Source organism: Niastella sp. (assembly GCF_045805085.1).
Lineage (GTDB): Bacteria > Bacteroidota > Bacteroidia > Chitinophagales > Chitinophagaceae > Niastella.
On the sequence record NZ_JBJMLX010000282.1, the window covers coordinates 1 to 25,479 of the forward strand.

The window sequence follows — 25,479 nt, forward strand, 5'->3', positions numbered from 1 at the left end:
AACTACATGTTTTGGCAGAGAACCCGGACAAGATGAGTTAATACAAAGAATATCAGGGGTATATAATTGAGGCGATGTTTATAATAGGTGCATTACGGTTATGCAAGGCAGTGGGCCCTTTTACGCTAAAGCTTGCGCCTCCGCTAAAGCTTCAGCGACACGCGGACGGCGGGCAAGGCAGACGGCAGACGGCAGAAAGAAATACAGTTTATAGGTTGCTGAGTAAAGAACAGAACGTACAAGGGAGTGACACAACGGTGGCTGAGTGGAGTTGATCAGTTGACGAGTTAACAGGTTTACGAGTTAAAACAGTTATGAAATTAAAGAAAATGCGCGAGGCGGCCATGCTCCCCCTCCACCGGAGGGGGGTGGGGGGAGGCCACAAAAAAAGCTCCTTTCGGGAGCTTGCTAGATCATAAACCGTTTTATGGAAAATTACCATTTGTCAACTTCTTCTCCGGCATCAGCGGCAGAACCTGCACCATTGCTGGAAGCTGCACTGCTTACTGGTTGTAAGGCGGGTGCGCTTGGAGTAATAGTAGTAGTAGCAGCAGGAGCATCCATTACATCATCCATATCTGTATCTGCAACTTGATCGTGGTTGTAGGCGTCAAAATCAAAGTTAGGCATCAATTCAGTTTTCACATAGTCTACTGCTTCGGTCAATGCCTTTAAGAATTTGTTGAAGTCTTCTTTGTAAAGGAAGATCTTGTGCCTGTCGTACCCGTTTTCGTTGAATTTTTTGCGGCTTTCCGTAATGGTAATGTAGTAATCATTTCCACGGGTAGCCCTCACGTCAAAGAAGTAGGTTCTTCTTTTCCCAGCTCTTATGCGTTTGCTATAAACGCTTTCCATTCGTTTGTCGTTGTTTTCGTACGCCACAGTCATTTAAGTTTTGCAGTTAACAATTATCAAATTTTCACAAAAAAAAGCGTTACAAATATAATATTGTTTTAGAATCAACAAAATTTCATTAGCCTTTTACGAAGTAATTTCCCTTAATTATCCCCATTTGTGCATCGTTTTAGCCCTCTTCCCGCTCCTGTTGCAGCTGTTGTTCGTATAAATACGCATAATAACCGTTTAATGACATTAATTCATTATGTGTTCCGGTCTCCACGATTTTGCCCTCATCGAGCACTACAATGTTATCAAAATCGAATAAAGTGAAGATGCGATGGGTAATTATGATCGCAGTTTTATGTTGAAGGTAGATACTTAAGTTACCCAGAATTTCTTTCTCGGTACGGGCATCCACGGCGCTTAAACAATCATCAAATATTACTATTTGCGGGTCTTTTGCCAGGGCGCGGGCAATGGAAATGCGCTGTTTTTGTCCACCGCTCAGCGTAACACCACGCTCCCCTACCATAGTGTCGTATTTTTCGTGAAACTGCTCTATCTCTTTTTCCACGCTGGCCGAACGGGCGGCTTTTACTACGGTATCAGTATTTACTGTATCACCGGGACTAAACAGGATATTATTATTAATGGTATCGCTGAACAAAAATACGTCCTGCGGCACATAACTGATCTGCCGGCGCAGTTCCTGCAGGTCCATTTGCTGCAGATCGGTTCCATCGATATTTACCTTACCCACAGTAGGATCGTACATGCGTAATAACAATTGCGCAATGGTGGTTTTGCCACTGCCGGTATGGCCGATGATGGCGATCTTTTGTCCCTTTTTTATATGCAGGTTAAAGTGCGTGATCGCCTGAATGCCGGTGTTTGGGTATACAAAGTCAACATTGCTGAATGTAATGTCACCCTGCAAAGCAGTTTTAACAGGATGTACCGGGTTTACGATAGCAGAATCAGTATCCAGGAATTCATTGATGCGTTTTTGCGAAGCGGCAGCACGTTGGATCATACTTGCCGTCCAGCCAATAGCGCCAACCGGGAAGGTGAGCATATTTATATACATCACAAACTCGGCAATGGTGCTCATGTGAATATCGTGCTGACCGTAAATTGCGTAAATACCGCCAATCATGATGGCCAGCAGGGTGCTAAGCCCGATCAGCAAGGTCATGGAAGGAAAATACATCGCTTCCATTTTAGCCAGTCCGATAGCATTCTCTTTATACTCCTCACTGTTCTTATCAAAAAAACGGTACATGGCTTTTTCCTGTACAAACGACTTGATAACCCGGATGCCGGAATACGATTCCTGGGCATTGGTGGTTAAATCGCTCAACAACGCCTGAATGCGTTCACTTCTTCTGTTGATGATGGTGTTTACTACATAAATAGTAACGGCCAATATGGGCAGCGGCGCCAATACGTACAGGGTAAGCAGCGCGTCTTTTTTCACCATATAATAAACCGACAGCGAAATAAGCGACACCAGGTTTATTAAATACATAATAGCTGGTCCCGTGAACATGCGTACCCGGCTAACATCCTCGGCCATCCGGTTCATAAGGTCGCCGGTACTGTGGGTTTTGTAGAAATTGGAATCGAGTGTGAGGTAGTGTTGAAAGATCTGGTTCTTTTGGTCGTACTCGATGTGGCGGCTCATGACGATGATCGTTTGCCGCATCAGGAACATGAAAATTCCACGAATAAGGGCCAGTACCAGGATGACAATACCGCATAAAGCGATGACCGAAATAGTCCTGTTTTTTTCGGCCGAATGAATGAACCAGTTCACCAGCCAGTCGTACTGCACCGGTTCTTTTTTTGATTCAATGCCAAAGGTCCGCTGCACTACATCGAACACGTAGCCGGTTACCTGTGGGGCCAGCACGGCAAAGTAGTTGGAGATTACAATAAATACTACACCCAGGAACAACCGGTACCGGTACTTCCAGAAATATCTTTCAAGCGCTTTTAAATGTTTCATTTGAAGCGCGAAGGTAAGTTGATTTAAGTTGAAAAGTTAACTGGTTGACGAGTTGACAAGGAACCCTTTAGTTAAGCACTCTGATTATTATCAACTTGTTAACTTTTCAACCTGTCAACTTGTTAACCTGTTAACCCGTAAACTTTTCACCACCCCTATTACCCCAATCAATCCTATGAGGCCTAATAAACCTACCAACAGGGTCACCTTTTCACCCTGCGTCTTTGCCCCCGCACTCATCTTCGGCGGCTCGATATCCCATTCATTTGTAACAGCATATTCATCATCGGGTAATTGATTCAACGGGTCGTCTTTATCGGCCTCATTTTTATTATTGGCGGGGGTTTCTTTGCGCACCGCCCCAAAACTGTTACCAACTGTAGTCTCAAACTCACTATGTACCTGTGTGTTTGGATCTGTATATGAGTATTTTTTCTTTTCCATAACATATCACTTTCAAAATTTATACCTCGGGTGCCGAAGCCTTGGCGTAGGCACCCCGCGGCCTCCTTGGCCCTCCTGCGCTAAAGCTACGGCGGGCGAGGTGGTATCGTAATTGCAAAAATGGTTCAGACATTAAAAAATAATTGTTACGTATGGAGATAAAAGATAAAGAATGGTGGAAGGAAACGGTGATCTACCAGGTATATCCGCGCAGTTTTAAAGACAGCAATGGCGATGGGATCGGCGACCTTCCGGGCCTTATTTCAAAACTCGATTATATTCAAAGCCTTGGCGTTGGCCTGGTATGGCTGAATCCCATTTACGCCTCGCCCAATGACGACAATGGGTACGATATTAGTAATTATGAAGCCATTTCACCCACGTTCGGCACCATTGCCGATTTCAATACCCTGCTGGTTGGCCTGCATGCAAGAGGCATTAAACTGCTGATGGACCTGGTAGTTAATCACACGAGTGACGAACACCCCTGGTTTGTGGAATCGAGAAAATCGAGAGATAACCCCTATCGCGATTATTACCACTGGTGGCCGGCTGAAAAAGGAAAGCCCCCACATCGTTATAGTTTCTTTGATAAAAAAGGCGAAGCCTGGCAGTTTGATGCTGCTACCAACGCCTGGTACCTGCATTACTTCAGTAACAAACAACCCGATCTTAACTGGGAGAACCCTAAAGTAAGACAGGACATCTATCAAATGATGCGCTTCTGGCTCGATAAAAACATTGATGGCTACCGGATGGATGCCATTTCCTATATCGCAAAAGATACCAGCTGGCCAGTGGTTTCAAAAAAGGACCTGAGCGAAAAATACGAAAACGACTGGAGTTATTTTTATGCAAAAGGACCTAAACTGCATGAATACCTGCATGAAATGCATCAGGAAGTGCTGAGCAAATATCCTGATGCGGTCACTATTGCTGAAACCCCGGGCATTCACAAAGAAGAAGCCCTGCAATTTGTACATGAAGACCGGCAGGAATTGCACATGCTGTATCATTTTAAAGGTATGGGACTGGGTTATGCTAAAGACGGGTTTAAACGGCCCGACCCCAATGGATACAGTTTACCTGCATTTAAAAAAGTATATACTGAATGGAATGATGTATTTGCCAAAGAAGGCTGGGGCACTATTTATTTAGGCAATCACGACCAGCCGCGGATGCTTACCCGTTGGGGAAATGAGTCCGCGGAATTCAGAATACCCTCTTCCAAACTGCTCATGACATTTTTGCTCACCATGCGCGCCACACCCATTTTTTATAATGGGGATGAATTGGGTATGGTGAATATTAAATTTGAATCTATCCAGGATTACCGGGACCTTGAGACCCTGTCCATGTATCATTACCTGCAATATCAAAAAGGAGACGTAGATCAATTCATAAAAGATCAACAGTTCGGCGCCCGCGACAACGGCCGCACCCCTTTTCACTGGAACGCCACACCCAATGCCGGTTTTACTACCGGCGAACCCTGGATAAAAATAAATGCCGATCATGTATATATAAACCAGGAAGCGCAGGATATGGATGGCAATTCGCCGCTGAATTATTTCAGACACCTGGTGCAGTTAAGAAAAGATCACCTGGAGTTGATCTATGGCGAATACAAACTGTACGACCCCGAACATGAACAGGTATATGCCTATACCCGCACGCTCGACAAAACAGCCACTTTAATACTACTAAATTTTTCCGATGAGTTGGTGCCTTATACCATTCCAAAGGAATTACATAAAAAACAGTTTCAACTGATCAGCAATAATGAAACTTCCCTGCAACAAGAAGGGCATAACCTTACACTGTTGCCCTGGCAGGCGTTGATATTTAAGTTGAAGTAAAAAAGAGCCCACGGCATTGAATGTCGTGGGCCCTTGCTGACACACATTTTTAATACCTGAATATAGCTGCCAGCTCATTTTGATTGGGCATTTGGTCTGCATCCAGAAAATATACTTCCCCTCCGTTTTGAATAGTTTTTATAACTGCTTTATCAATCAGGTCGTCTGGTTCGCTTATAGGTCCTTCCAGTCCCTGTAAAGTGAGTTTATTCTCCAGCTCATTGAACGTACCGCAAACCTGTAAGCCTTTCTTCACAAATAAATGCGATACTTTTCCATAATAGGTGGCAGGAATTATGGTTTCTATCATGGAGGATGTTAGCGCTGTTGCCAGTTTGTTTCCATAATCTTCCAGCGCGTATTTTAATGGCTGGTCAAAAAAGGGTTTCATCACCTTCATCGCTTCTTCGTACAATTCATTATCGCTTTGGTGGTGATGATTACCGGTCAATGCCTCGGGCCAGATGTTATTATATTTTGAAACCGATCTATAGATAGGGATCAGGAATTCCTGTCCGGCCAACAGTAATGGTGCATTTTCGGCATGTAAATGCGTTTGCCAAATGGTATCATCCACTTCCTGCAGGTACATGGCAATGTTTTCATTTTCCTCAGGTTTGCCACCACCTATGCCATGAAAATTGGCGCTGCCTTTTCCACCTTTCCCACCAGTTCTGAATAAAGTATCACCATCTTTTTCTTCAAAGTGCACTACATCATCTACCCCGAATGGCATTTCATCAATTTGCAACCGTTCTATGCCAAATCCATCGGCCCGGTAAAAGCGGGGGAATTTTTTTGCAATATCGAGCAAATAAAAGTTTTCATCCCTAACCATATAAGGTATCAACGGACTTACATAAAATGATGAATTAACATGTATCAGTTGTATTACCGGCGCGCCCAGTTTTACATATTTGAAAAAGCCATCGGCTATATACACCGCCAGCCCATTATTGAGCGAACGCCAGAATGTATCCTCCTTTATCAGTTCGTATGCTGGTTGCAACACACTTTTAATAAGGGATGGATCGGCTTTCTTTTCGTTCAACTTCTTTTCCACCTGTTGTAAAACATTCTTAAACATTGACCTGTCTGCCTGTTCGTTCACTTCCATTCCCGATCTATGGGTTGGCATCAATATACTTATGCAAGGTGTTTTTTCATAGCTGGCCAGCTCAACAAAAATATCTTTGGTAAGAATGCCTGGCAGCTCTTCCCGTTGGGTTTCATTACGAACCCTGTTCTCACTATCTTTTGCCATAATAATCATTTATTACAGCAGCCTCAATAAATATACCAGCGTTGTTTTTAGTCACGGCTACCCTAACCGAACTTGCCGTAGCATTATCACCGGACAAATGGGGCATTTATAGCCCATTATGTTTTAAATTTTCCGCAATAGCTTGGCTCAGTGGTGAAACATTTCTGGCCATCTTTGATGCAACATATTGGCAATAAATACTACCTTAATCAAAGGATATTCGCCGTTCCCCTGTAACCTCCCTACCCCCGCATATCGTCATACCCCAATTAATTAGTTACCATGTCAAACACCATTACTAAAACCATCTCCCTGCTGACAGCCTGTTGCCTTTTCTACCTGCAGGTATTGGCGCATAATGGCAGCATTGCCTATGCTTACCCTCTTGGCGCCATCACAGTTGATGGTAATTTGTCTGACTGGCCCGGCGATGCCAGGAAATACCCGATCGCCATGGAACTCTCTCGCACCAAACCTAAGAACGAGGCTGATTTCTCGGGGTTCTTTCAGTTGGGCTACCGGCTCGATAATCACTCCTTGTATATAGCATTCACCATCACCGATGATGATTTTATTGAAGACACCTCAGAAAATGTGCGATGGAATACCCAGGATGGATTGGAATTAAGCATCGATGCCCGCCACCTGTTGTCAGGTTCCGGCGTTGCTTCTTTTATGTACAGTAAAAAACTGCGCAATATTAATAACGCTTTTTATGATCCCTGGGCCGGCACCGCCAACTGGAGCATTATGGAAGTGGCCATGGTGCGTAATGGCAATACCCGCCTGTACGAGTGGCGCATCCAGTTAGGAAATGAACTGGTGGTTGGCAAAACAATCGGGTTTGATTTTCACGTGTTCGATAAAGACGGCGACGGTAGTTTCACCTATTCTGCCTGGGGCAAAGGAGGCGAAAAATATATGAACCCAAACAGTCTGGGCGATGTGCTCATTCTGCCCACCACGGCCAAACTGGGCACCCTTTCAGGAAAATTAAAATGGGACAAACCAACAGCGGTGAAATTACCCGGACAGGTTTGCCTGATTGCCAATAAAAACCTATGGGTTGCAACAACGTTGGATAGCCTGGGAAACTATTCGGCTACCGTGCCTGTTGGTAAATACGAGATCGGTTTATATGACAGGTATTATCGAACCGACGACCAGGTGTATGGCGCCATGCAGCAAAAGCCGGTTATGGTGGATGTAAAAGCCGCACAAAATGCAATCGCCCGCGCTGTTATCCTTCCTTCCACTCCTGTTCCGGATCTGCTTCCAGAGAAAGGCATCCTGTTCGATCTTACTGCAGCCAATGCCAGCCAGGTAGACAATTTTATTGAAACCTACATGAAGTACTATAACATCCCTGGTGTTTCACTGGCATTAATAAAAGATGGAAAACTGGTTTATCATAAAACGTATGGGGTTCGAAACGCCATGACCGGCGAAAAGGTTGATGATAATACGTTGTTTCAAGCCGCTTCCATTACCAAACCGGTTTTTTCCTTTGCGGTAGAACGCCTGGCAGAACGCGGCGTTATTAACCTCGATAAACCGTTGTACGAATATCTTCCTTACAAGGATATCGAATACGACGAGCGTTATAAGTTAATTACCGCCCGGCATGTGCTCACCCACCGGACAGGTTTTCCCAACTGGCGCTGGATGAACGAAAGCGGGAAGCTCGACCTCAAGTTCACCCCCGGCACTTCTTTTGGTTATTCGGGCGAAGGTTTTGAATACCTGAGAATGGTAATTGAAAAAATAACAGGCAAACCGGTAGAACAGGTATTAAAGGAAGAAGTCATTGAGCCGATCGGTTTGTATCATACGTTCTTCTCAAAAAACGATTCGCTGCTACGCGTGGTGGCCAATGGACACTACGACAAACGGCCAAGCAAAGCCGATCCGCCGGAGAGACCGAATATGGCAGCATCCATGCATACGGAAGCAGCCATCTTTACACGGTTTATGATCAATTTGTTAGAACAAAAAGGATTGTCCCACGGGATGTACGACACCATCCTTTCCAAACATTCTGAAGACACTTCGTATCACTCAAAGTACCCAACCTATATGGGCATGAGCCTTGAGATCCGCGAAACACCTTATGGTAAATCGTTTGGCCATGGTGGCAATAACGGGGATTTCAAATGCAAATTTGAAGTATATAAAGACCTGAAAATGGGCTATGCCATTTTTACCAATTCCAATACTTCAGATCAACTGCTCAATAACCTGCGCAAATTTCTGGTAGAAGGGAAAGACAAGCCATAAAAACAAAAACAATAATATGAATTCAGGGGATGACTGACGCATTCACCCCCTGAATTTGTCTGCATTACCACCTCTTATACTCAATTGTTATCCTCACCTTTGCGATACATTTATAAACAATGGACCCTGTAAAGAAAACTTTCGTCTCAAAAGAATTTATTGCCTTTACGGCCAGCTCTATGATATTGACAGCGCTGGGCATCGATATTATGCTGCCGGCGTTTGCAGATGTGCGCAAATACTTTTCGGCAGGTAATAGCAGCACTGAAACGGCTCAACTGGTTTCCTGCTTTTTTATGGGACAGGTAACCCAGATCTTGTTTGGCTATCTTACAGACAGGTTAGGCCGCTTACCTATTCTACGGGCAGGCATTATATTATATGTTATCACCGGATTCCTGACCGCATTTGCAGGCAGTTTATACTGGATGTATGTTTTCCGCTTTATTGCCGGCATGGGCGCAGCTGCCGTTTTTATGACGTCTATTGCTTCTGTACGCGACCGGTATGCAGGCGATGCCATGGCAAGGGTTATGTCGCTGGTTTTATTTGTATTTCTGTTCACACCCGTAGTGGCGCCGGCGTTGGGTGCATTGGTGTTGAAATTCTATTCCTGGCGCGTGGTATTCGCCATTCCACCCAGCTTTGCCATGATCGTATTTATCTGGTCATTCCACATGCAGGAATCACATCCGGCATCTGCAAGATCAAAAAACGATCTCAGGAGCACGTTGCATAAACTTAGATCCATATTGCAGAACCGGACATTTTTGCGATATGTAACCATAGCTACGCTTCTCTTTTCGGTGTTCAGCTCGTATATCTCCAGCTCGGAACGCATCATTGGCACTATCTATCAACGTCCCAAACTATTCCCGGTAATTTTCGGCATCATCGGTTTCTTCATGGCGATTTCAGCCATTAGCAATTCCTGGTTTTCAAAAAGATTCGGCGCCCATAAAACACTTCGCATTTTATTAACGGGTCTTTTTGGCGTAGCTACTGTTCTCTTTTTATTAACCCTTTTGTTAGGTGATCCACCACCGGCAATGCTGTTCTTTATCCTGGTTGGGTTGATCTCCTGCATTTTCATTGCAGCGGATCCCAACAGTTCTGCCATTGCACTGGAACCGTTGGGTGATAAAGCAGGTCTGGCAGCTTCGGTATATGGCACCATCTTTTTCTTTGTGGGCTCCGGCATTGGCACGTTTATCAGCAACCAGTTGATAAATGGGGTTGGTGCTTTAACAACCGGCTTTTTTATAGCGGGACTGATTGTAGTAGTATTGGTATATAGTAATAGGCAATCGGGTAACGTCCGTTAGTTTACCGGCTATTTATGAGAAAACAAATCACGTGAAAAACGCTTGGGCATCATTAGCCGATTTTTACCTAACCCGCCGCCATAGCGGGTTTTAACATTTCATAAGGTCCTTACCCATACTAAAAACGGCGTTAGGTTGATTTCCAGGGGGCCATAACCCGCTGTATGTTTGCATTACGAAACGCAACAAACACACAAACAAACAGTGTAACGTTCGTAAAAATACGCAAACAAGAAATATACATAAAAGACTATAATTATGAAAGCAAGTAAATTAACAATCGCCCTTTTCACCTTAATCACTTTAACCGTAGGTGTTTCAACTGTATCACTGGCTAATGAAGAGCCTAAAAAGAATCCTGCTACTGAACTGAAGTTCATCGGCAACCTGAACAATTCACCTGTATTTGAATTGAGCCTGATTAACCCGGCAGAAGACGAAATCGTTGTAACTTTCCGTGACGAAGCTGGTAACGTTGTTTACGTTAATACATTCAAAGGCTCCAGCATCAACAAGAAATTCATGTTGAAATCTGATGGCTTCGAAAATACAGCACTGAATGTAACAGTTAGGTCTTTGAAGAATAATTCTACCGAGGTGTACGCTATCAACACAAATCGTACCTATGTTGAAGAAACAGTTGTAAACAAACTGAAGTAATTGTAAAGTACCACAGCTATCACAATAAAGATCCGCAAGAGTCCCTCCGATATTCGGGGGGATTTTCTTTTACCCCTGACGCGGAAAAAGGGCACTCTTCAGTTTAAAACTTTTCCGGAGGCCCTTTTTTGCCGGGATAAAGAGAAACGGGGTTAGCTATCAATTGATTATAGCCGACAAGGGGGTTGAATTCTCCCGAAAAAAACATTTATCTCATTAAAACAGATAATGTTTTCGACTGGAATAAGATCCTGTTTAACAAAACCGATCTGGTTTCAAAAAAATGATCCTTGTTTCCGAGAGGAACGCAATCGTTTGCCCGAGAATGGATATTATCTCAGTGAGAATTATATATTTTTGATTGGGTTGCTCACATTACTGCTCATAGGTATAACTCCTGATAGTTATTATTCCATCACTGCCTACTGCTTTTTCATTGATCAATCTTTTCTTGTCATCGAAAGTGTACGTGTGCTCGGTTGAAATGGTTATTCCAAAACGTGTGGTAAAAGTATGGGAAGGCAGTTCCTCTTTAAAAGGAAAATAGAAGGGCTCCAGCTGTACGGTATTTTGCAGAGCTTTGTCATAACCATAAGAGGTTTCATGATAGCTATCCGATTCTTTGGTCAGTATTCCTTTCAGGTCATACTGATAAGTAATGGTATTATACAATACCGGGGGCACCAGGTAACTATTGAGGTATTGCTTTTGTTTTATCAGTTTCTTGTCTCCATCATAAAAAAACTTTACCGATGAAGTGTCGGGCTTATAGCCATACCCCTTATAGTCATGCCCCCAGGAGCTGTCAATCAACGATTGGCTATTAATAAAATAAATAGTATGAATAAAATGAAGCGTGTCCTCATATCTATCGTAAGTAAACGAGTTCTCGGCCGAATATTGATATAACATGCGGGAGCCGTGCCTGTTGGTTGACTCTATACTGGTTATTCTACCCTGCTCGTCGTAATTGACATTATAGGTTTGCACCGTATGTCCTCCCACGGCGGTAATATCCTCGGTATAGCTCTTTAATTGATGGCTGGCGTTATTGCCGGCTGAATCTTTACCACAAGAGGAAGCGGTTACAATAAGCAGAAATATGCAGCAGTAAATGGTCGATGTCTTCATAGCTAAACAGGCCTTAAGGTTACATAGTAACGGCTGCGAAACTATAAAAATTATCCATTCCCGCCAGATAAATCAAATAAGTGCGTCATTTCAGGGGTTTTTCGTGCAGTTTTGGCAATAAGTGCACAGGCCCGGTCCGCCAACTGGCGATCGGACTGTGCTTTTCTGCTATGCTGCGGGCCAGTAGCGGATGTAATTGTGTTAATATTAAAATAACATTAATACAACTTTGAGCTCTTCCGGACGGAATGGAAAAGGCGTATATTTGTAAGGTAAACTAACAAGTTTTACTGACAATGCCACCAATCAAATTATCATCTTCCCTGCGTATGGCTGTAGCAGCCCTGCATAAGGGATTGCGCAAGCAAGCCTCGTATACATCCTCTTATTCTATGACCGAACTGGAAACCATCGGTTTTATTTCCCGGAACAATGACATTCTGGCCTCGGAGCTGGCTTCATTGACACGTATTACCACCCAGTCGATGTCGCAGATCCTGAAGAAGTTTGAATCACAGGGGTTGATAGCACGTACCGGGTCATCCGATGATAAACGCAAAATGCATATTTCTCTCACCCCCGCCGGTGAAAAACTGGTAAAACAAAACAGGTACGAAAGAGATGCATTCCTGCAAAAAAGGATCGAGACCTTGCTTACCGACAAAGAGGTGGCTTTATTAGAAAAGGTAGTGCCCATTCTTGACAAACTGGCTGCTGCGGATTAAATGAATATTAATTAAAGTTGAAGTAGAGGAGCAGAAATGAGTTTTACAAATACGTTCAGATCGTTTAAAAGCCGGAATTACAGTTTATTTTTCTTCGGCCAGTTGATTTCGCGAGTAGGTACCTGGATGCAACGTACCGCGGTTATTTGGGTAGTGTACACGATGACCCATTCTGTATTCATGATCGGATTAACCACTTTTGCCGAACAGTTCCCTTCTTTCTTATTATCTCCTGCCGGTGGTATTGCCGCCGATCGCTATAACAAACAAAAGCTGGTACTGATAACGCAGATCTTAGCGGCTTTGCAGGCAACCGCGTTGGCCGTTGTATATATAACAGGGTATCACCAGGTTTGGCTGATCCTTTCGCTGAGTGTAGTGTTGGGTATTGCCAATGCCTTTGAAGTGCCGGCGCGGCAATCGATGGTGAACGACCTGATCGATAATAAGGAAGACCTGCCCAATGCCATTGCTATTAACTCATCGCTTAATAATCTGTCGCGATTACTGGGCCCTGCCCTGTCAGGTTTTGTGCTGGCCCGCTATGGCGCCGGGGTTTGTTTTGTCTCCAACGCTATCAGCTTTATAGCCGTGATCGCTTCACTGGTTATGATGAAAGTTCCTCAACAACTTATTACAACCGCCAGAAAGAAGATCTCTGCCGATTTTAAAGAAGGATTGAATTATGTAAAACGTCACCATGAAATACGCAACACCGTATTGCTGTTGGCGCTTACCTGTTTACTGGTGAACACGTTCAATACGCTGATACCCGTATATGCAAAAGAAATTTTCAAAGGCAATGCAGCTACTTATGGATACCTCAGCGCCTTTATTGGTTTGGGTGCGGTGATCAGTACCTTGTCGATCGCTTCGCGCAAACCCGGTCATAATATGAAAAAGGTGTTGCGCATCAACATCATTATTGTAGGACTGGCGCTGATCGCCTTCTCTTATACGCATTTCTTCCCGGTGAATTTATTACTGGCCACACTGGCTGGTTTTGGCACTATGTCGGTGATCCCTATTTGTAATACTATTATACAACTGGTCTCCTCCCCTGCCATGCGTGGCCGCGCCGTTAGCTTTTTTACCATGGCGGCGTTTGGCACCATTCCCATTGGTAGTTTGCTGGTGGGCTGGCTTTCCAATTATATAGGACCGCAAAACTGTATCCTGGCGCAAGGCGTTATTGCCCTGGTGATCGCCGGTTGTTTTTCAAAGTTCCTTTCAGGAGAAATGAAAAACACCAAACTGGAATCATCCGGTATCAAAACGAACAATCCTCCCAAACAATATCTACATGAAGCAACAAACAGCGCTGTTGCTGATGGACATGCAGTTGGGCATCTTGCAAAACCTGCCCAACGCCAACAAGGTAGTGGAAACAATTAAGGAAGCCATTACCAAAGCCCGCAATAACAACATCCCGGCCCTCTTTTTATTCCCTTTCAATCCATAGCATTAAGCACCAATACGACTACTATTGCTCTTTATTTCAACCATTATTAGGCAATCGGTTACGCATTGTAACCTGTATGCATAGTGTTCAATTTTGGTGTAGTGCAAAACTTTTTTACTGCAATCGGTTACGCAAATGCGAAGACTTAGTTAAATTTATAGTTCACTAACAATTTTTGCCATCATGAAATCAAACACGTTCCTATCGGAAGTGACCTGGAAGGTTACTTCCGCAGCAGTTCTCATGCTGCTCATCACCGGCTCCTCCATTCTGGCCGGTTGTAATAAAAAAAGCAGCATTGCCGAAACCGCCCCTGTGGGCGAACGCCTGACCGGTTATGTTAACGAGGTTGCCCAGCCTGAATCTACAGGCAGTAATAACGGGTATTTCTGGTCGTTATACCGCGAAGGCGGATCAGGCAATATCACCTTTGGCAATGCCGGCAATTTCGCCATCAGTTACAGCAACGTTAACGACATTGTAGGTGGTAAAGGCTGGAACCCCGGTTCCGCCCGCACCATTGGTTATAATGTGGGCGCCCTCAGCGGCAGTTATAACTTTGTTGGGATCTATGGCTGGACTACCAGTCCGCTGATTGAATATTACGTGGCCGAAATGGGCAATGTAACCGGCGGCACTTATGTAAACAACGTTAGCAGCGACGGACATTCGTACAGTTTTTACAAACAGCAACGCGTTAACGCGCCTTCTATTATTGGCACCGCCACCTTCTGGCAGTACAAAGACACCTGGGGTGGCTCCGGTACCGGATCGAACCGCTCGGTTAACATGGCCAACCACATCAACAACTGGCGCAACACCGGCGGCCAGGGTTTCGGCAGTTACAATTACCAGATCCTCGCCCTGGAAGCGTGGGGTAATAAAAGTGGTTATATAAATGCTACTGTTTGGTAGTAAAATAAGGCACAAGGTTTAAAAACAAGGTGCAAGTCTGCATTACAGGACTTGTGCCTTGAACCTTGTTTCTTGTGCCTCACTTGTGCCTTAATAGTAAACACAATGAACAAATTATTCATTTTAGCGGTAACAATAACGATTGTCAACTCCTGTAGACAAAAGCAGCCGGATAATTTTGTGTTTGTAAAAGGCGGCCCTTTCACCAATACGCATTCCAATTACTACGGGAAAAATATAACCGTCCCGGGTTTTTATTGCAGCCTGTTTGAAGTAACGCAAAAAGAATGGCTGGATGTAATGGGTAACAACCCTTCCACCTTTAAGGGCGATCAACTACCCGTTGAAACGGTTAGCTGGTACGATTGCATTGAGTACTGTAATCAAAGAAGCCTCAAAGAAGGTTTACAACCCTATTACACGATCAATAAAGACAAAAAAGACACATCCAACTCCAACGAGCTGGATGATACAAAATGGACTGTAACCATCAATAAGAACGCCAATGGTTACCGGTTGCCAACAGAAGCAGAATGGGAATATGCGGCCAGCGGTGGACAACTGAGTAAGAATTATTCATACAGTGGCGGCAATGACATTAATGACCTGGCCTGGTTCTGGCAGAATTCGGGTTCTACCTATTTAACCGGTAACTGGAGCTGGCAGGTTTTGGAAAAGAATAAGAATAAAACAAAACCGGTGGGCAGTAAACAACCTAATGAGATAGGCATCTACGATATGTCGGGCAATGTACGGGAATGGTGCTGGGATAAGCCCGATACACTACAAGGCCGTATTTGGAAAGGTGGCGGCTGGATGGGCGCCGATTTTTGTTGCGAATCTTCTTTCCGGGCCGATTACCAGGCCAACGGTAAAGGACCCGATCAGGGTTTTCGGCTATGCCGGTCAGATAATGGTACACTTAATAATTAAAGGGGATAAAAAGAAAAAAGGTCCACTGTAGAAACAGCTGACCTCTAACGATTGCTTGCCATATGAAAAAAAACGTAAAATCTTGTTTGGGTGAAGCTTTGGGCTTCTGGTAGCTTCTCCTTCTCTCCCACTGGAACTTTAACTAAGTGGCTCTTTTTCTCTCTTTCCGTGCTACTCTTCTTTGATGATGTAAAAGTACAGCGTGCCAGGCCGCCTTCCTAACCAGGTTTTTGCTGATTTTATGATGGCAAAGCCGGCAAAACATTTGCTAAATCGGTATTCTGCAAGGGTTTCAGCTTATTTTTGCTGTGATCGCCAGGGCATTTTTGGGGTAGCGCATGAGAAACTTTAATTCGTTAGCAGGTATTCTTTATAAATGTCATAAATACGTCTAAATCAGTAGGTAACACCGTATGCCTGCCTTCATTCTTGTAATAGGTTCATTTTTAGATCGGGTCAGTACGATATAAGAGTTAAAAACACCTTGCTTAAATTAAAATTTGATGAAATAATCAGGTATCCCTATACAGCAGGATGGTTAACATGACTACACCCAATATATTTGGCAGCACAGATCCGCCATTGCTTCTTAATTGTATTGCTGTATGAAAATGAAAGCTTCATTACTGGTTGCCCCTTTGTTTGTTTCGCTGCTGTCTGTCTCTTCGCTGTATGCACAAATTGGTAAACGATTTCCATCAGAACGGAAAGTGATAAAAGACCCGGTTACCGGCGTGCCACTTACTTTTTTAACAAGCACGCCCGCCGGTGATGCAAAAATTTATCAAACCCATAATCAATGGACGTCCGACGGTCAATGGCTTATTTTCCGCAGTGGACGTGTGAAGAACGAAGTATTAGCTGTGAACGAAAAAACAGGCGACCAGGTGCAGGTGACCGAAGGTGGTTATACGGGCATGCTGTGCGTGGCCAGAAAATCGATGAAACTGTACTACATCCATCCCACAGATACCACGAAACGCAATAGCGCTTTACAGGTAATAGAGACTGATCTGGCCAAAGTATTTGCCGACAGCAAAGCCGGACATATGCAACCGGCTTCCGTGTATCAACGCGTATGCGGAACTATTGCTGATTCTTTGAATGGCGGTGGCGATATGGGACTGGATGCAGCAGAAAATTGGGTATACTTTCGCGTTAGCCATTCCGAAGCAGCCAAACACCTGGCGTCAGGCACAAAACCCGAAAGCAATTTTGGTCCGCGTAATATGGGCGCCGGTCCTTCCGGACTGGCCGGCATGAACCTGACCACGGGCGAAATCAAATACATTGTTTCCGTTCCCTTTCAAATAGGGCATATTCAAACCAATCCCTGGGTGCCCGGTGAAATTGTTTTCTGCTGGGAAACCGGCGGCAAATCGCCCCAACGTACCTGGACGGTGATGGCAGATGGAACAGGCTTGCGGCCTTTGTATCCCGAATCGGAATACGAATGGGTAACGCATGAAGCTGTTATTACAAAAGACGAAGTGGCCATGGCCATCATGGGTCATCGCAAAATTGCCAGCGCCACCAACAATGGAACAGGAACAGCATGGAATGGCGCAAATCCCGGACAGGAGGCAGCATGGGGCCCATCGGGCACACGCGAAAAACCAACCGGCCTCGCCATTGTGAATTTACGCACAAGAGAAATGGTAATTGCCGGACAAACAAAAAGCGGCAGCGGCTTGTGGCATGTAGGTGGTTCTGCCGATGGGCGTTGGGCTGTAGGTGACGATTTCTCCCGCAGTATTTATTTAATAGATCGGCATAGCAATGAAATGATCCTACTTTCTACTGGTCATAAAGCTACTGCCGCCGATCATCCTCACCCCACCATGAGCCCTGATGGTACCAGGATAGAAATTCAATCGGCCATGCTCTCGGCAGATAACCGGTCAATGAATATTTGCATTATTCCGGTGCCGGAAGCATGGTTGAAGAGAAAGTATAATTAAAGATTGGACGATCTAAGTGGTTCCTTTTAATAAAAGGAAAAGGTATTTATTTAAAATTTTAATAATCTGTATTTCCGCTCATTCGCTGCACTACTCATAGCGTATATTCAACACTTAATTATTGACCAGGATCAGTGTCAATATTGAGTAATCCAATTCCTAATCAGCACATTGAGCATTCCTTTTAAAGATGAAAAACCAAGTTAAGGTACCTGTACGCCTTTTAAAGGCCATGCTGGTATCATTTATCTTTCTTTTTTCCACTCTTTGAAGCCTGGGAATTATTGTAAAATAAAGCATGTAAAGCCGGCACTATGAAACTGAGTATAAAAAGAAGGATAGCCCTGAGCTTTTACCTTATGGGGTTCCTGTTTGTTGCCAATGGCATTATTACCATCGTTACCTTAAGGCATAACCATCAACTATCAAAAAGGATCTCAGCCGTTGTTTTACCCTCTATGGAAGGCATCGATGATTTTAATAAAATGGTGCTGGAATCAAAAATGTATACCACCAACTGGGTGTTTTTGCGCACGAATAAAGAAGACAGAGTTTTACTCAGGAAAATTCACGACTCAGGATACCATGATTTAAAAATAAGGCTAACGACTTATACGGAAGCATGGGCACAAAAACGCATTACAGACAGTCTGCAGCATGTGTTTGCTCGTTATGAACAACTGCTGGTGATAGAAAAGGAGATCATGAATTCCTTACAGCAATTCACGGATTATGATAACCCGGTGGCAAAACTGGAAGCGGAACGAAAGATCGTAGATGAAGTGCTGCCGCGAACGGCTGCCATTAGGAATTCACTGTTGAACATGCATGAATATGGCTGGAAAATGTATGCCAGCGCCAGTCAGAACCTGGAAAATGCAAGAGTAAGGCTACGAACATTTATTATTATCCTGATCATAACTTTTGTCTTGATTGGATGGCTGCTTTCCGTATACCTGATCAAAAGGATCATTTCCCCCATAAACCGCATCAGGAATATTGTGAATGATATGGGAAAAGGAATAACCAGCAAATTAACCCATCACACTACCCATGATGAAATTGGTGAAATGGTTATGGCCGTAAACAATCTTTCAGAAAAATTACAGGTTACCAGCCTATTCGCCCATCAAATAGGAAAACGGAATTTTGAAATGCCCTTCGACCCATTGGGCGAAGGAGACACGCTGGGAAAAGCGCTTATTGCCATGCGTGACAACCTGAAAACAAGTGAAAGGGAATTAATGAAAGCAACCTGCACCCTGCAAAAGAAAGATCAGTTAATGCAGGCGGTAACAGAGGCCACCCATGAACTGATCTGCAACGACCGGTTAGATGAAGCCATTGGAAAAACAATCCGGTCACTGGGAACGGGCATCGACGTAGACGGAATAAATATTTACAAAATGCGCCACAATGAAAAAGACGGCCTTCTATATGCCGATTCTTTTATGCGGTGGTTGAAGCATTCCGATAAAATTGATTCCCATGCCCCGGTTTATTACAGTTTCAACATGATGCCCCATGTTCATAATGTATTAAAAAATAACGGGATCTTCTTTCGGTTTACCAGGCATGTAGAAGACGCCACCTTGCAACGGATACTTGAAAAAAGGAATATCAATTCCCTGGCCGCTATTCCCATTTTTCTTAAGGACCAGTTCTGGGGTTTTGTTTCTTTAAGCAATGGCTATGAACGGCTGTGGACAGAGACCGAGTTCTCGATACTAAAATCGTTTGCCGTTACCCTGGGCGCTGCCATCGAACGCATTCAAACGGAGCAGCAGTTGATTGTGGCAAAAGAGCATGCAGAAGCAGCCAGTAAAGCCAAAAGTGATTTCATGGCCAATATGAGCCACGAATTGCGTACCCCCATGAATGGCATTATTGGTTTCACTGACCTGGTATTGACCACAGACCTTCAAAAAACACAACGTGATTATTTAAAGAATGTAAGCAGATCGGCCTATAACCTGCTGAATATAATCAATGATATCCTTGATTTTTCAAAGATCGAAGCCGGCAAACTGCTGATCGATGAAATGCCTTTCAATCTTTCTGAGCTGATAGAAGAAACGGTAGAGATCCTGTCCATTAAAGCAGAAGAGAAGGGATTGGAAGTGGTTTGTTCAATAGACCCGGGATTACCATCGCAACTGATCGGTGATCCACTTCGAATAAAGCAGGTCCTGACGAATTTAATGGGCAATGCCATTAAATTCACTTCGCGAGGCGAAGTATTTGTAATGGTGCAACCAAATGGTGTGCACAACTGCAATGGTAACATGTGCATGGATATCGATATTACGGTGAAAGATACCGGCATTGGCATATCTGATGATAAGCTCCATGCCATTTTTGAAAGCTTTACACAGGCCGACAACTCAACTACCCGCAAGTATGGCGGTACAGGGCTGGGACTTACCATTTCAAGAAGCCTGGTTGAACTAATGGGAGGCCGGTTGGCAGTGGATAGTATACCCGGACATGGCAGCAGCTTTACATTCAGTATTGCCATGAAAATAGCGAATGCAACCCCGCCTATAACCTTTGATTCAAAACCCCTGCTGCGTGAAGTACTGGTGATCGATGACAATGAAACCAATTGTAAACTGATGCGCGGCATATTTGACTACCTGCACATACCTTGCAAGATCTGTTACAGTGGAGCAGAAGCGCTTTCAATTATAGAGCAGTCTGTCAGGAATAATGAACCGTTCGATCTTATTATTACCGATCACCAGATGCCGGTCATGGATGGAATAACACTTGTAAAAGAAATAAAAAAGTTATTGAAGGGACCGGCAGAACCATTTATTTTAATGCTCAGTTCTTTGGAAAAAACGCTATATCAACAGGAAGCGGAAAAGACAGGTATCTATAAATTCCTTTCAAAGCCGGTAAAACTGCATGAGTTGAATTTTATATTGTCAACCATATTTAACAAAGCATTTGAAAACGGATCTAACGAAACCATTCCTGTAATTGAAACAATGTCGACTGTAACGAAGGTATTGATAGTGGAGGACGAACCGATGAACATGTTGTTAATTTCAGAAGTGCTGCGAAAAATGGGAGTAGAAGTTTTAAAAGCAGGAAATGGCAGGGAAGCACTGGTTATGGTAGCAGTACATACACCCGACCTGGTGTTTATGGATGTTAATATGCCGGTAATGGATGGCTTTACCGCCACCCGACAGATCCGCTCTTCAACGACAGGTCAAAATAAAATACCAATTATTGCGCTTACCGCCGATGCCATGGAGGAAGACAGAGAACGTTGTCTTGAATCGGGGATGAATGATTATATCTCCAAACCATTTAAGCTGGAGGAGATCTACGCAATTATCAATAAATATTGCAGGAAAGCTAATTAAATCGTGAAACGTCAAACGTGAAACGTAAAAGGATTCCCGAATTTTCAACCTCACGTCTTTCTTTTAACTCGTTAACTGGTTAACTCGTCAACTGGTCAACTATTCTATTTCCAATTCAAAAGCAGCATTCAACTTCAATTTACCTTCAGTTTCATTATTTGTTCCCGCAACAACCCAGCCTTTTGTCTTACCGGTTTTTCCTTTGGTTAACAGATCGGTGATTTGTTTATCGGTGAGCTTTTTGCCAAATACTTCAAACGGCACTTTAAAGCCGCAGACCTTAAAGTTGGCGCAACCATAGGCCGTATTGCCTTTCTTCAATGGATGCGATTTGCATTTGGGGCATTGCTGTTCTTCAATGGCCACTGCTTTTTTCGGCTCCTTCGGTTTGGCTTCTTTTTTAGGTTTGTCGATTGCGTCTTTTTCTTTTTTTGCCGGCGCATCAACCGCCACTGTAATAATTTTATAAGTAGCCGTTTTTACTTCTACCGTAAGGTCAATGACCATTTGGATCAGTTCCTGTTTGAACATTTCCTTGGCATATTCGCCTTTTTCAATGAGGCGTAATTTACGTTCCCAGATGCCGGTGAGTTCGGGACTTTTCAGCAATTCTGTTTGAATGGTATCTATAAGATCGATACCGGTTTGCGTTGCGTAAATATTCTTTTTCTTTTTCTCGATGTACTTACGGCGGAAGAGCGTTTCAATAATATTCGCACGGGTAGACGGGCGGCCAATGCCGTTGTCTTTCATCAGTTCGCGCATTTCCTCATCATCTACCTGTTTGCCGGCCGTTTCCATGGCGCGTAACAAAGTAGCTTCCGTATATGCTTTAGGCGGCGAAGTTTTGCCTTTATGGATCCGGGGTGTATGCGGACCGCTCTCCCCTACCACAAACACGGGCAGCACCTTTTCTTCCTCTTCTTCTTTTTCTTTCTCGGTTTTAACATCATTGGCATACACTTCCCGCCAGCCGGGTTCCAGTATTTGTTTACCGGTTACCTTAAAGGGTACCTGTCCTACCTTGCCTAATACGGTAGTGTTGCTGATCTTACATTCAGGATAGAACGCTGCGATGAAACGTCTTGCCACGAGATCATAGATCCGTTTTTCCTCCGCAGCCAAATTGGAAGGATACACACCAGTAGGAATGATGGCATGGTGATCGGTCACCTTCTTATCGTCGAAAACTGTTTTTAATTTCGGGATGGGTTTGGCCAGAATGGGCGCCGTCAATGCCGCATAAGGCGTCAGGTCACGCATAATGCCCTCAATTTTGGGATGCAGGTCTTCCGACAGATAAGTGGTATCAACCCTTGGGTAGGTGACCATTTTCTTCTCGTACAGGCTCTGGATATATTTCAGCGTATCGTCTGCCGAATAAGCAAATTTTTTGTTGGCTTCCACCTGTAAGGCAGTCAGGTCGAACAACCGGGGATTGCCTTCTTTCCCTTCTTTTCTTTCAAATGAAGTGATCTCAAAAGGATGTTCTTTCAAATAGACCAGGCCTTTCTCTGCCCTGTCTAATACCTTAATGCGGTCGATGGCAGCCGTGAACTCCACATCGCGGTAGATTGTTTTTAATTCCCAGTACTCTTCTGAAACAAAGGCATTGATCTCCTTCTGCCTGGCCACGATCATGGCCAGCGTGGGCGTTTGCACCCTTCCAATGGACAACACCGCTTTACCCTGCGCAAATTTCTTAGTGAACAAACGGGTGGCATTCATGCCCAGCAACCAGTCGCCAATAGCGCGGGCGCTGCCTGCTGCGTATAGATTATCGTATTGATTTGAATCTTTTAATTTATTGAAACCTTCGCGAATGGCATCTTCGGTAAGGGAAGATATCCATAATCTTTTAACCGGCGCATTGCATTGTGCTTTCAATAAAACCCAACGCTGGATCAGTTCACCCTCCTGGCCGGCGTCACCACAGTTTATCACTTCGTCACAATGCTGCACCAGTTGTTCTATGACCTTGAATTGCTTTTTTACGCCGTCGTTGTTGATGAGCTTGATGCCAAAATTAGGCGGGATCATGGGCAGGTCTTCCAGACGCCAGTATTTCCACTGATCGGTATAATCCTGGGGTTCCTTCAGGGTACAAAAATGCCCAAAGGTCCAGGTAACCTGGTAGCCATTGCCTTCCAGGTATCCGTCCTTACGCTCTTTGGCGCCAATAACCGCTGCAATGTCTCTGGCTACGCTCGGCTTTTCAGCAATGCAAACCTTCATAGTGTTTGAAAAAGGGCAAATGTCGTAAAAATTACGACAAATGACGAGCTATAACAGCCGGATCTATAGCATGATGTGAAGATGTATAGACTACCTGTTTGTCTTTCAGCAAAATGATCTGGGGACTCTGGTGAGTAACCTTTAACTCTTTGGCTATCAGGTTGGAAATAGGCCGGTAAGTCAATAGATCGAGGTAATTAAAATCGGCCTTGCCTTCCAACTGTTCAAAACCATCTTTCAACCGGTATTTTGCATGGGCGCTAATACCGCAGGTGGTGCTGTCTTTGAAGATGATCTGAGGTTTTGTTGCCGAATTTTCCAAAAGGGTATAGAAATCTTCTAATACCTCCACGCTTTTCCAACTTTTCATGCTGCAAAATAAATATTTAAGTTAATACGAGTCTATATATAACAACCACGGAAGCCTTTTGTTTGGGGGCCGGCTGGCGTATTTCTTGAAGCAAAATATAAAAAAGCATATGAACAATCAGCAGGAAAAGCTCACTAAAACCATAGTGATTACGGGCGCCAGCAGTGGTGTTGGCAAGGCAATGGCCTGGGAATTGGCGCAGGCAAAGAACAGACTGGTGCTGGCGGCCCGGCGCGAGGAGGCATTGGCAGAAGTGGTAAGCGAATGTAAACAGTTGGGCGGACTGGCTATCGCCATACGTACCGATATGCGTTCTGTAGAAGGCATTCGCCAATTGGCAGCCAAAGCGGTAGAATTTGGCGACGCCATCGATGTTTGGATCAATAATGCCGGTGTTCTGGCAGCCGGTGCGCTGGAAGAAATACCTGCCGATGTAAATGAAGATGTTATCAGGACTAACCTGATGGGTTATATCCACAGCGCGCATGCAGTGCTGCCCTATTTTAAGGAACAGGGGTATGGCCTGCTAATCAATAATATTTCTATTGGTGGCTGGTTCCCCACCCCTTATGGCGCCGCTTATACGGCCAGTAAATTCGGTATTCGGGGGTTTTCAGAATCGTTGAAAGGTGAATTGACTGCGTTCCCTGATATTCATATTTGCGATCTGTACCCGGGCTTTCTGGATACACCCGGCATACAACATGCGGCCAATTACACCGGCAAATTTTTAAAACCTGCGCCGCCTGTGTATGATCCGGAAAAAGTGGCGAAGGCAGTAGTATCCCTTGTTGAATGTCCGCGGAAACGTGCTACCATTGGAGCGGCTTCCATTTTCCTGCGGCTCGCTTATCAGCTATTTCCTGCATTAACGCGAACTATTACTTCATCGGTTATACGTACTTATTTAAAGCATGCTGAACCTATGCCATTCAACAGCGGAAATATTTTGAATCCTGTTACTTATGGCATCACGGTAGATGGCGGCTGGCGCAAACCGCTCAATAGCTCCATGAATAAAAAAGCCGGCTTTATAGCAGCGGGCATTGCTGGTTTTATGGTGGGTGCTTTTTTGTTGGGGAAGAAAGGGGTTAGAAATTGGTAAACTGTTTTTGATCGTCTTCGTCATCTACGGGAATATATGTTTTTCTGATGGGCTGTATGGTTTCACCATTGTCAGTGGGCGATTTCATACCAAAGCTACTCCAGCCCTAAGACCAGAATAAGATCATTTCTTTCCAGTAAGGAATATCTTTGTTGGGAGCATTGTTATATGATGCAATATGATGAAGAGGATGAATGTTTTTATCCTGAAAAGTTGTAAGGAGTTATCCGACAAGCAAATTCCGGGAAACTCATTATAGGAAGGGGTAAAAAGAAAAAAGGTCCTCTGTAGAAACAGTCGACCTCTAACGATTGCTTGCCATATGAAAAAAAAGATAAATCTGATTGGTGGTGAAGCTTTCTGCTTCTGGGTAGCTTTTCACTTTCTTCGCTTCTTACCGTGCTACCTTTGTTGATGATGTAAAAGTACAGCGCGCCAGGCCGCCTTCCTAACCAGGTTTTTGCTGATTTTATGATGGCAAAGGTTGCAAAAAAATTGCAAAACCGTTGTCCAGCAAGGGCTTAAAGCCGAATTCCTATTGGTAGCCAACGCGTTTTAGCATTCTAAAAAAACGCAGTTTTTTCCCCT

18 protein-coding genes are annotated in these 25,479 nt (G+C 44.2%); 11 read left to right on the forward strand and 7 right to left on the reverse strand.

The features are described 5' to 3' along the window. Positions 1-435: 435 nt before the first annotated feature. The 3 genes from ACJ751_RS14685 to ACJ751_RS14695 form a co-directional block, all read right to left on the reverse strand. Positions 436-888, reverse strand: coding sequence for a DUF3276 family protein (locus ACJ751_RS14685; RefSeq protein WP_407746253.1), 453 nt, complete (start codon positions 886-888; stop codon positions 436-438). A gap of 136 nt (positions 889-1,024) precedes the next feature. Beyond that, positions 1,025-2,848 (reverse strand): ABC transporter ATP-binding protein, encoded by a 1,824-nt coding sequence (locus ACJ751_RS14690; protein WP_407746254.1) that lies wholly within the window; start codon positions 2,846-2,848, stop codon positions 1,025-1,027. Between the two features lie 114 nt (positions 2,849-2,962). Further along, positions 2,963-3,292: a hypothetical protein gene (locus tag ACJ751_RS14695; RefSeq protein ID WP_407746255.1), complete on the reverse strand. Its 330-nt coding sequence runs from the start codon at positions 3,290-3,292 to the stop codon at positions 2,963-2,965. 152 nt (positions 3,293-3,444) lie between these two features. Here ACJ751_RS14695 and ACJ751_RS14700 point away from each other — a divergent pair, with 152 nt between their 5' ends. Beyond that, complete coding sequence (locus ACJ751_RS14700; RefSeq protein ID WP_407746256.1) at positions 3,445-5,151, forward strand: glycoside hydrolase family 13 protein; 1,707 nt, start codon at positions 3,445-3,447, stop codon at positions 5,149-5,151. Between the two features lie 49 nt (positions 5,152-5,200). On the opposite strand, the gene ACJ751_RS14705 is transcribed toward ACJ751_RS14700, so the two are convergent. Further along, the gene (locus ACJ751_RS14705) at positions 5,201-6,415 is read right to left on the reverse strand and encodes a hypothetical protein (RefSeq protein WP_407746257.1); all 1,215 of its coding nucleotides are present in this window, start codon (positions 6,413-6,415) and stop codon (positions 5,201-5,203) included. Positions 6,416-6,697: 282 nt separating this feature from the next. On the opposite strand from ACJ751_RS14705, the gene ACJ751_RS14710 reads away from it, so the two are divergent. The 3 genes from ACJ751_RS14710 to ACJ751_RS14720 all read left to right on the forward strand — a co-directional run bounded on the left by ACJ751_RS14710 (position 6,698) and on the right by ACJ751_RS14720 (position 10,677). After that, positions 6,698-8,692 (forward strand): serine hydrolase, encoded by a 1,995-nt coding sequence (locus tag ACJ751_RS14710; protein ID WP_407746258.1) that lies wholly within the window; start codon positions 6,698-6,700, stop codon positions 8,690-8,692. A gap of 119 nt (positions 8,693-8,811) precedes the next feature. Continuing rightward, positions 8,812-10,017, forward strand: a complete 1,206-nt coding sequence (locus ACJ751_RS14715; RefSeq protein ID WP_407746259.1) for an MFS transporter — start codon at positions 8,812-8,814, stop codon at positions 10,015-10,017. Between the two features lie 258 nt (positions 10,018-10,275). Continuing rightward, positions 10,276-10,677: a hypothetical protein gene (locus tag ACJ751_RS14720; RefSeq protein WP_407746260.1), complete on the forward strand. Its 402-nt coding sequence runs from the start codon at positions 10,276-10,278 to the stop codon at positions 10,675-10,677. Between the two features lie 375 nt (positions 10,678-11,052). Here the strand turns inward: ACJ751_RS14720 and ACJ751_RS14725 are convergent, their stop codons facing one another. Continuing rightward, the gene (locus ACJ751_RS14725) at positions 11,053-11,808 is read right to left on the reverse strand and encodes a hypothetical protein (protein WP_407746261.1); all 756 of its coding nucleotides are present in this window, start codon (positions 11,806-11,808) and stop codon (positions 11,053-11,055) included. A 296-nt stretch (positions 11,809-12,104) separates the two neighbouring features. Between ACJ751_RS14725 and ACJ751_RS14730 the strand changes: the two genes are divergently transcribed. From ACJ751_RS14730 to ACJ751_RS14755, 6 genes are all read left to right on the forward strand, one after another. Further along, a complete protein-coding gene (locus ACJ751_RS14730) occupies positions 12,105-12,533 on the forward strand; it encodes a MarR family winged helix-turn-helix transcriptional regulator (protein WP_407746262.1) in 429 nt (142 codons plus the stop codon). A gap of 36 nt (positions 12,534-12,569) precedes the next feature. Beyond that, positions 12,570-13,928, forward strand: a complete 1,359-nt coding sequence (locus ACJ751_RS14735; RefSeq protein ID WP_407746263.1) for an MFS transporter — start codon at positions 12,570-12,572, stop codon at positions 13,926-13,928. Positions 13,929-14,178: 250 nt separating this feature from the next. Beyond that, entirely contained in the window at positions 14,179-14,910 is a 732-nt protein-coding gene (locus tag ACJ751_RS14740) for a glycoside hydrolase family 11 protein (RefSeq protein ID WP_407746264.1), read from the forward strand. A 105-nt stretch (positions 14,911-15,015) separates the two neighbouring features. After that, positions 15,016-15,843, forward strand: coding sequence for a formylglycine-generating enzyme family protein (locus tag ACJ751_RS14745; protein WP_407746265.1), 828 nt, complete (start codon positions 15,016-15,018; stop codon positions 15,841-15,843). Between the two features lie 605 nt (positions 15,844-16,448). Next, positions 16,449-17,804, forward strand: coding sequence for a hypothetical protein (locus ACJ751_RS14750; protein ID WP_407746266.1), 1,356 nt, complete (start codon positions 16,449-16,451; stop codon positions 17,802-17,804). Positions 17,805-18,118: 314 nt separating this feature from the next. Further along, a complete protein-coding gene (locus ACJ751_RS14755; RefSeq protein ID WP_407746267.1) occupies positions 18,119-21,181 on the forward strand; it encodes a response regulator in 3,063 nt (1,020 codons plus the stop codon). 99 nt (positions 21,182-21,280) lie between these two features. On the opposite strand, the gene ACJ751_RS14760 is transcribed toward ACJ751_RS14755, so the two are convergent. Then, the gene (locus ACJ751_RS14760; protein ID WP_407746268.1) at positions 21,281-23,416 is read right to left on the reverse strand and encodes a DNA topoisomerase 3; all 2,136 of its coding nucleotides are present in this window, start codon (positions 23,414-23,416) and stop codon (positions 21,281-21,283) included. A gap of 31 nt (positions 23,417-23,447) precedes the next feature. Continuing rightward, entirely contained in the window at positions 23,448-23,786 is a 339-nt protein-coding gene (gene ytxJ, locus ACJ751_RS14765; RefSeq protein WP_407746269.1) for a bacillithiol system redox-active protein YtxJ, read from the reverse strand. A gap of 109 nt (positions 23,787-23,895) precedes the next feature. Between ytxJ and ACJ751_RS14770 the strand changes: the two genes are divergently transcribed. Beyond that, positions 23,896-24,891 carry an SDR family oxidoreductase gene (locus ACJ751_RS14770; RefSeq protein ID WP_407746270.1) on the forward strand — a complete coding sequence of 332 codons (996 nt, stop codon included), beginning with the start codon at positions 23,896-23,898 and terminating at the stop codon, positions 24,889-24,891. Positions 24,892-25,479: the final 588 nt, after the last annotated feature.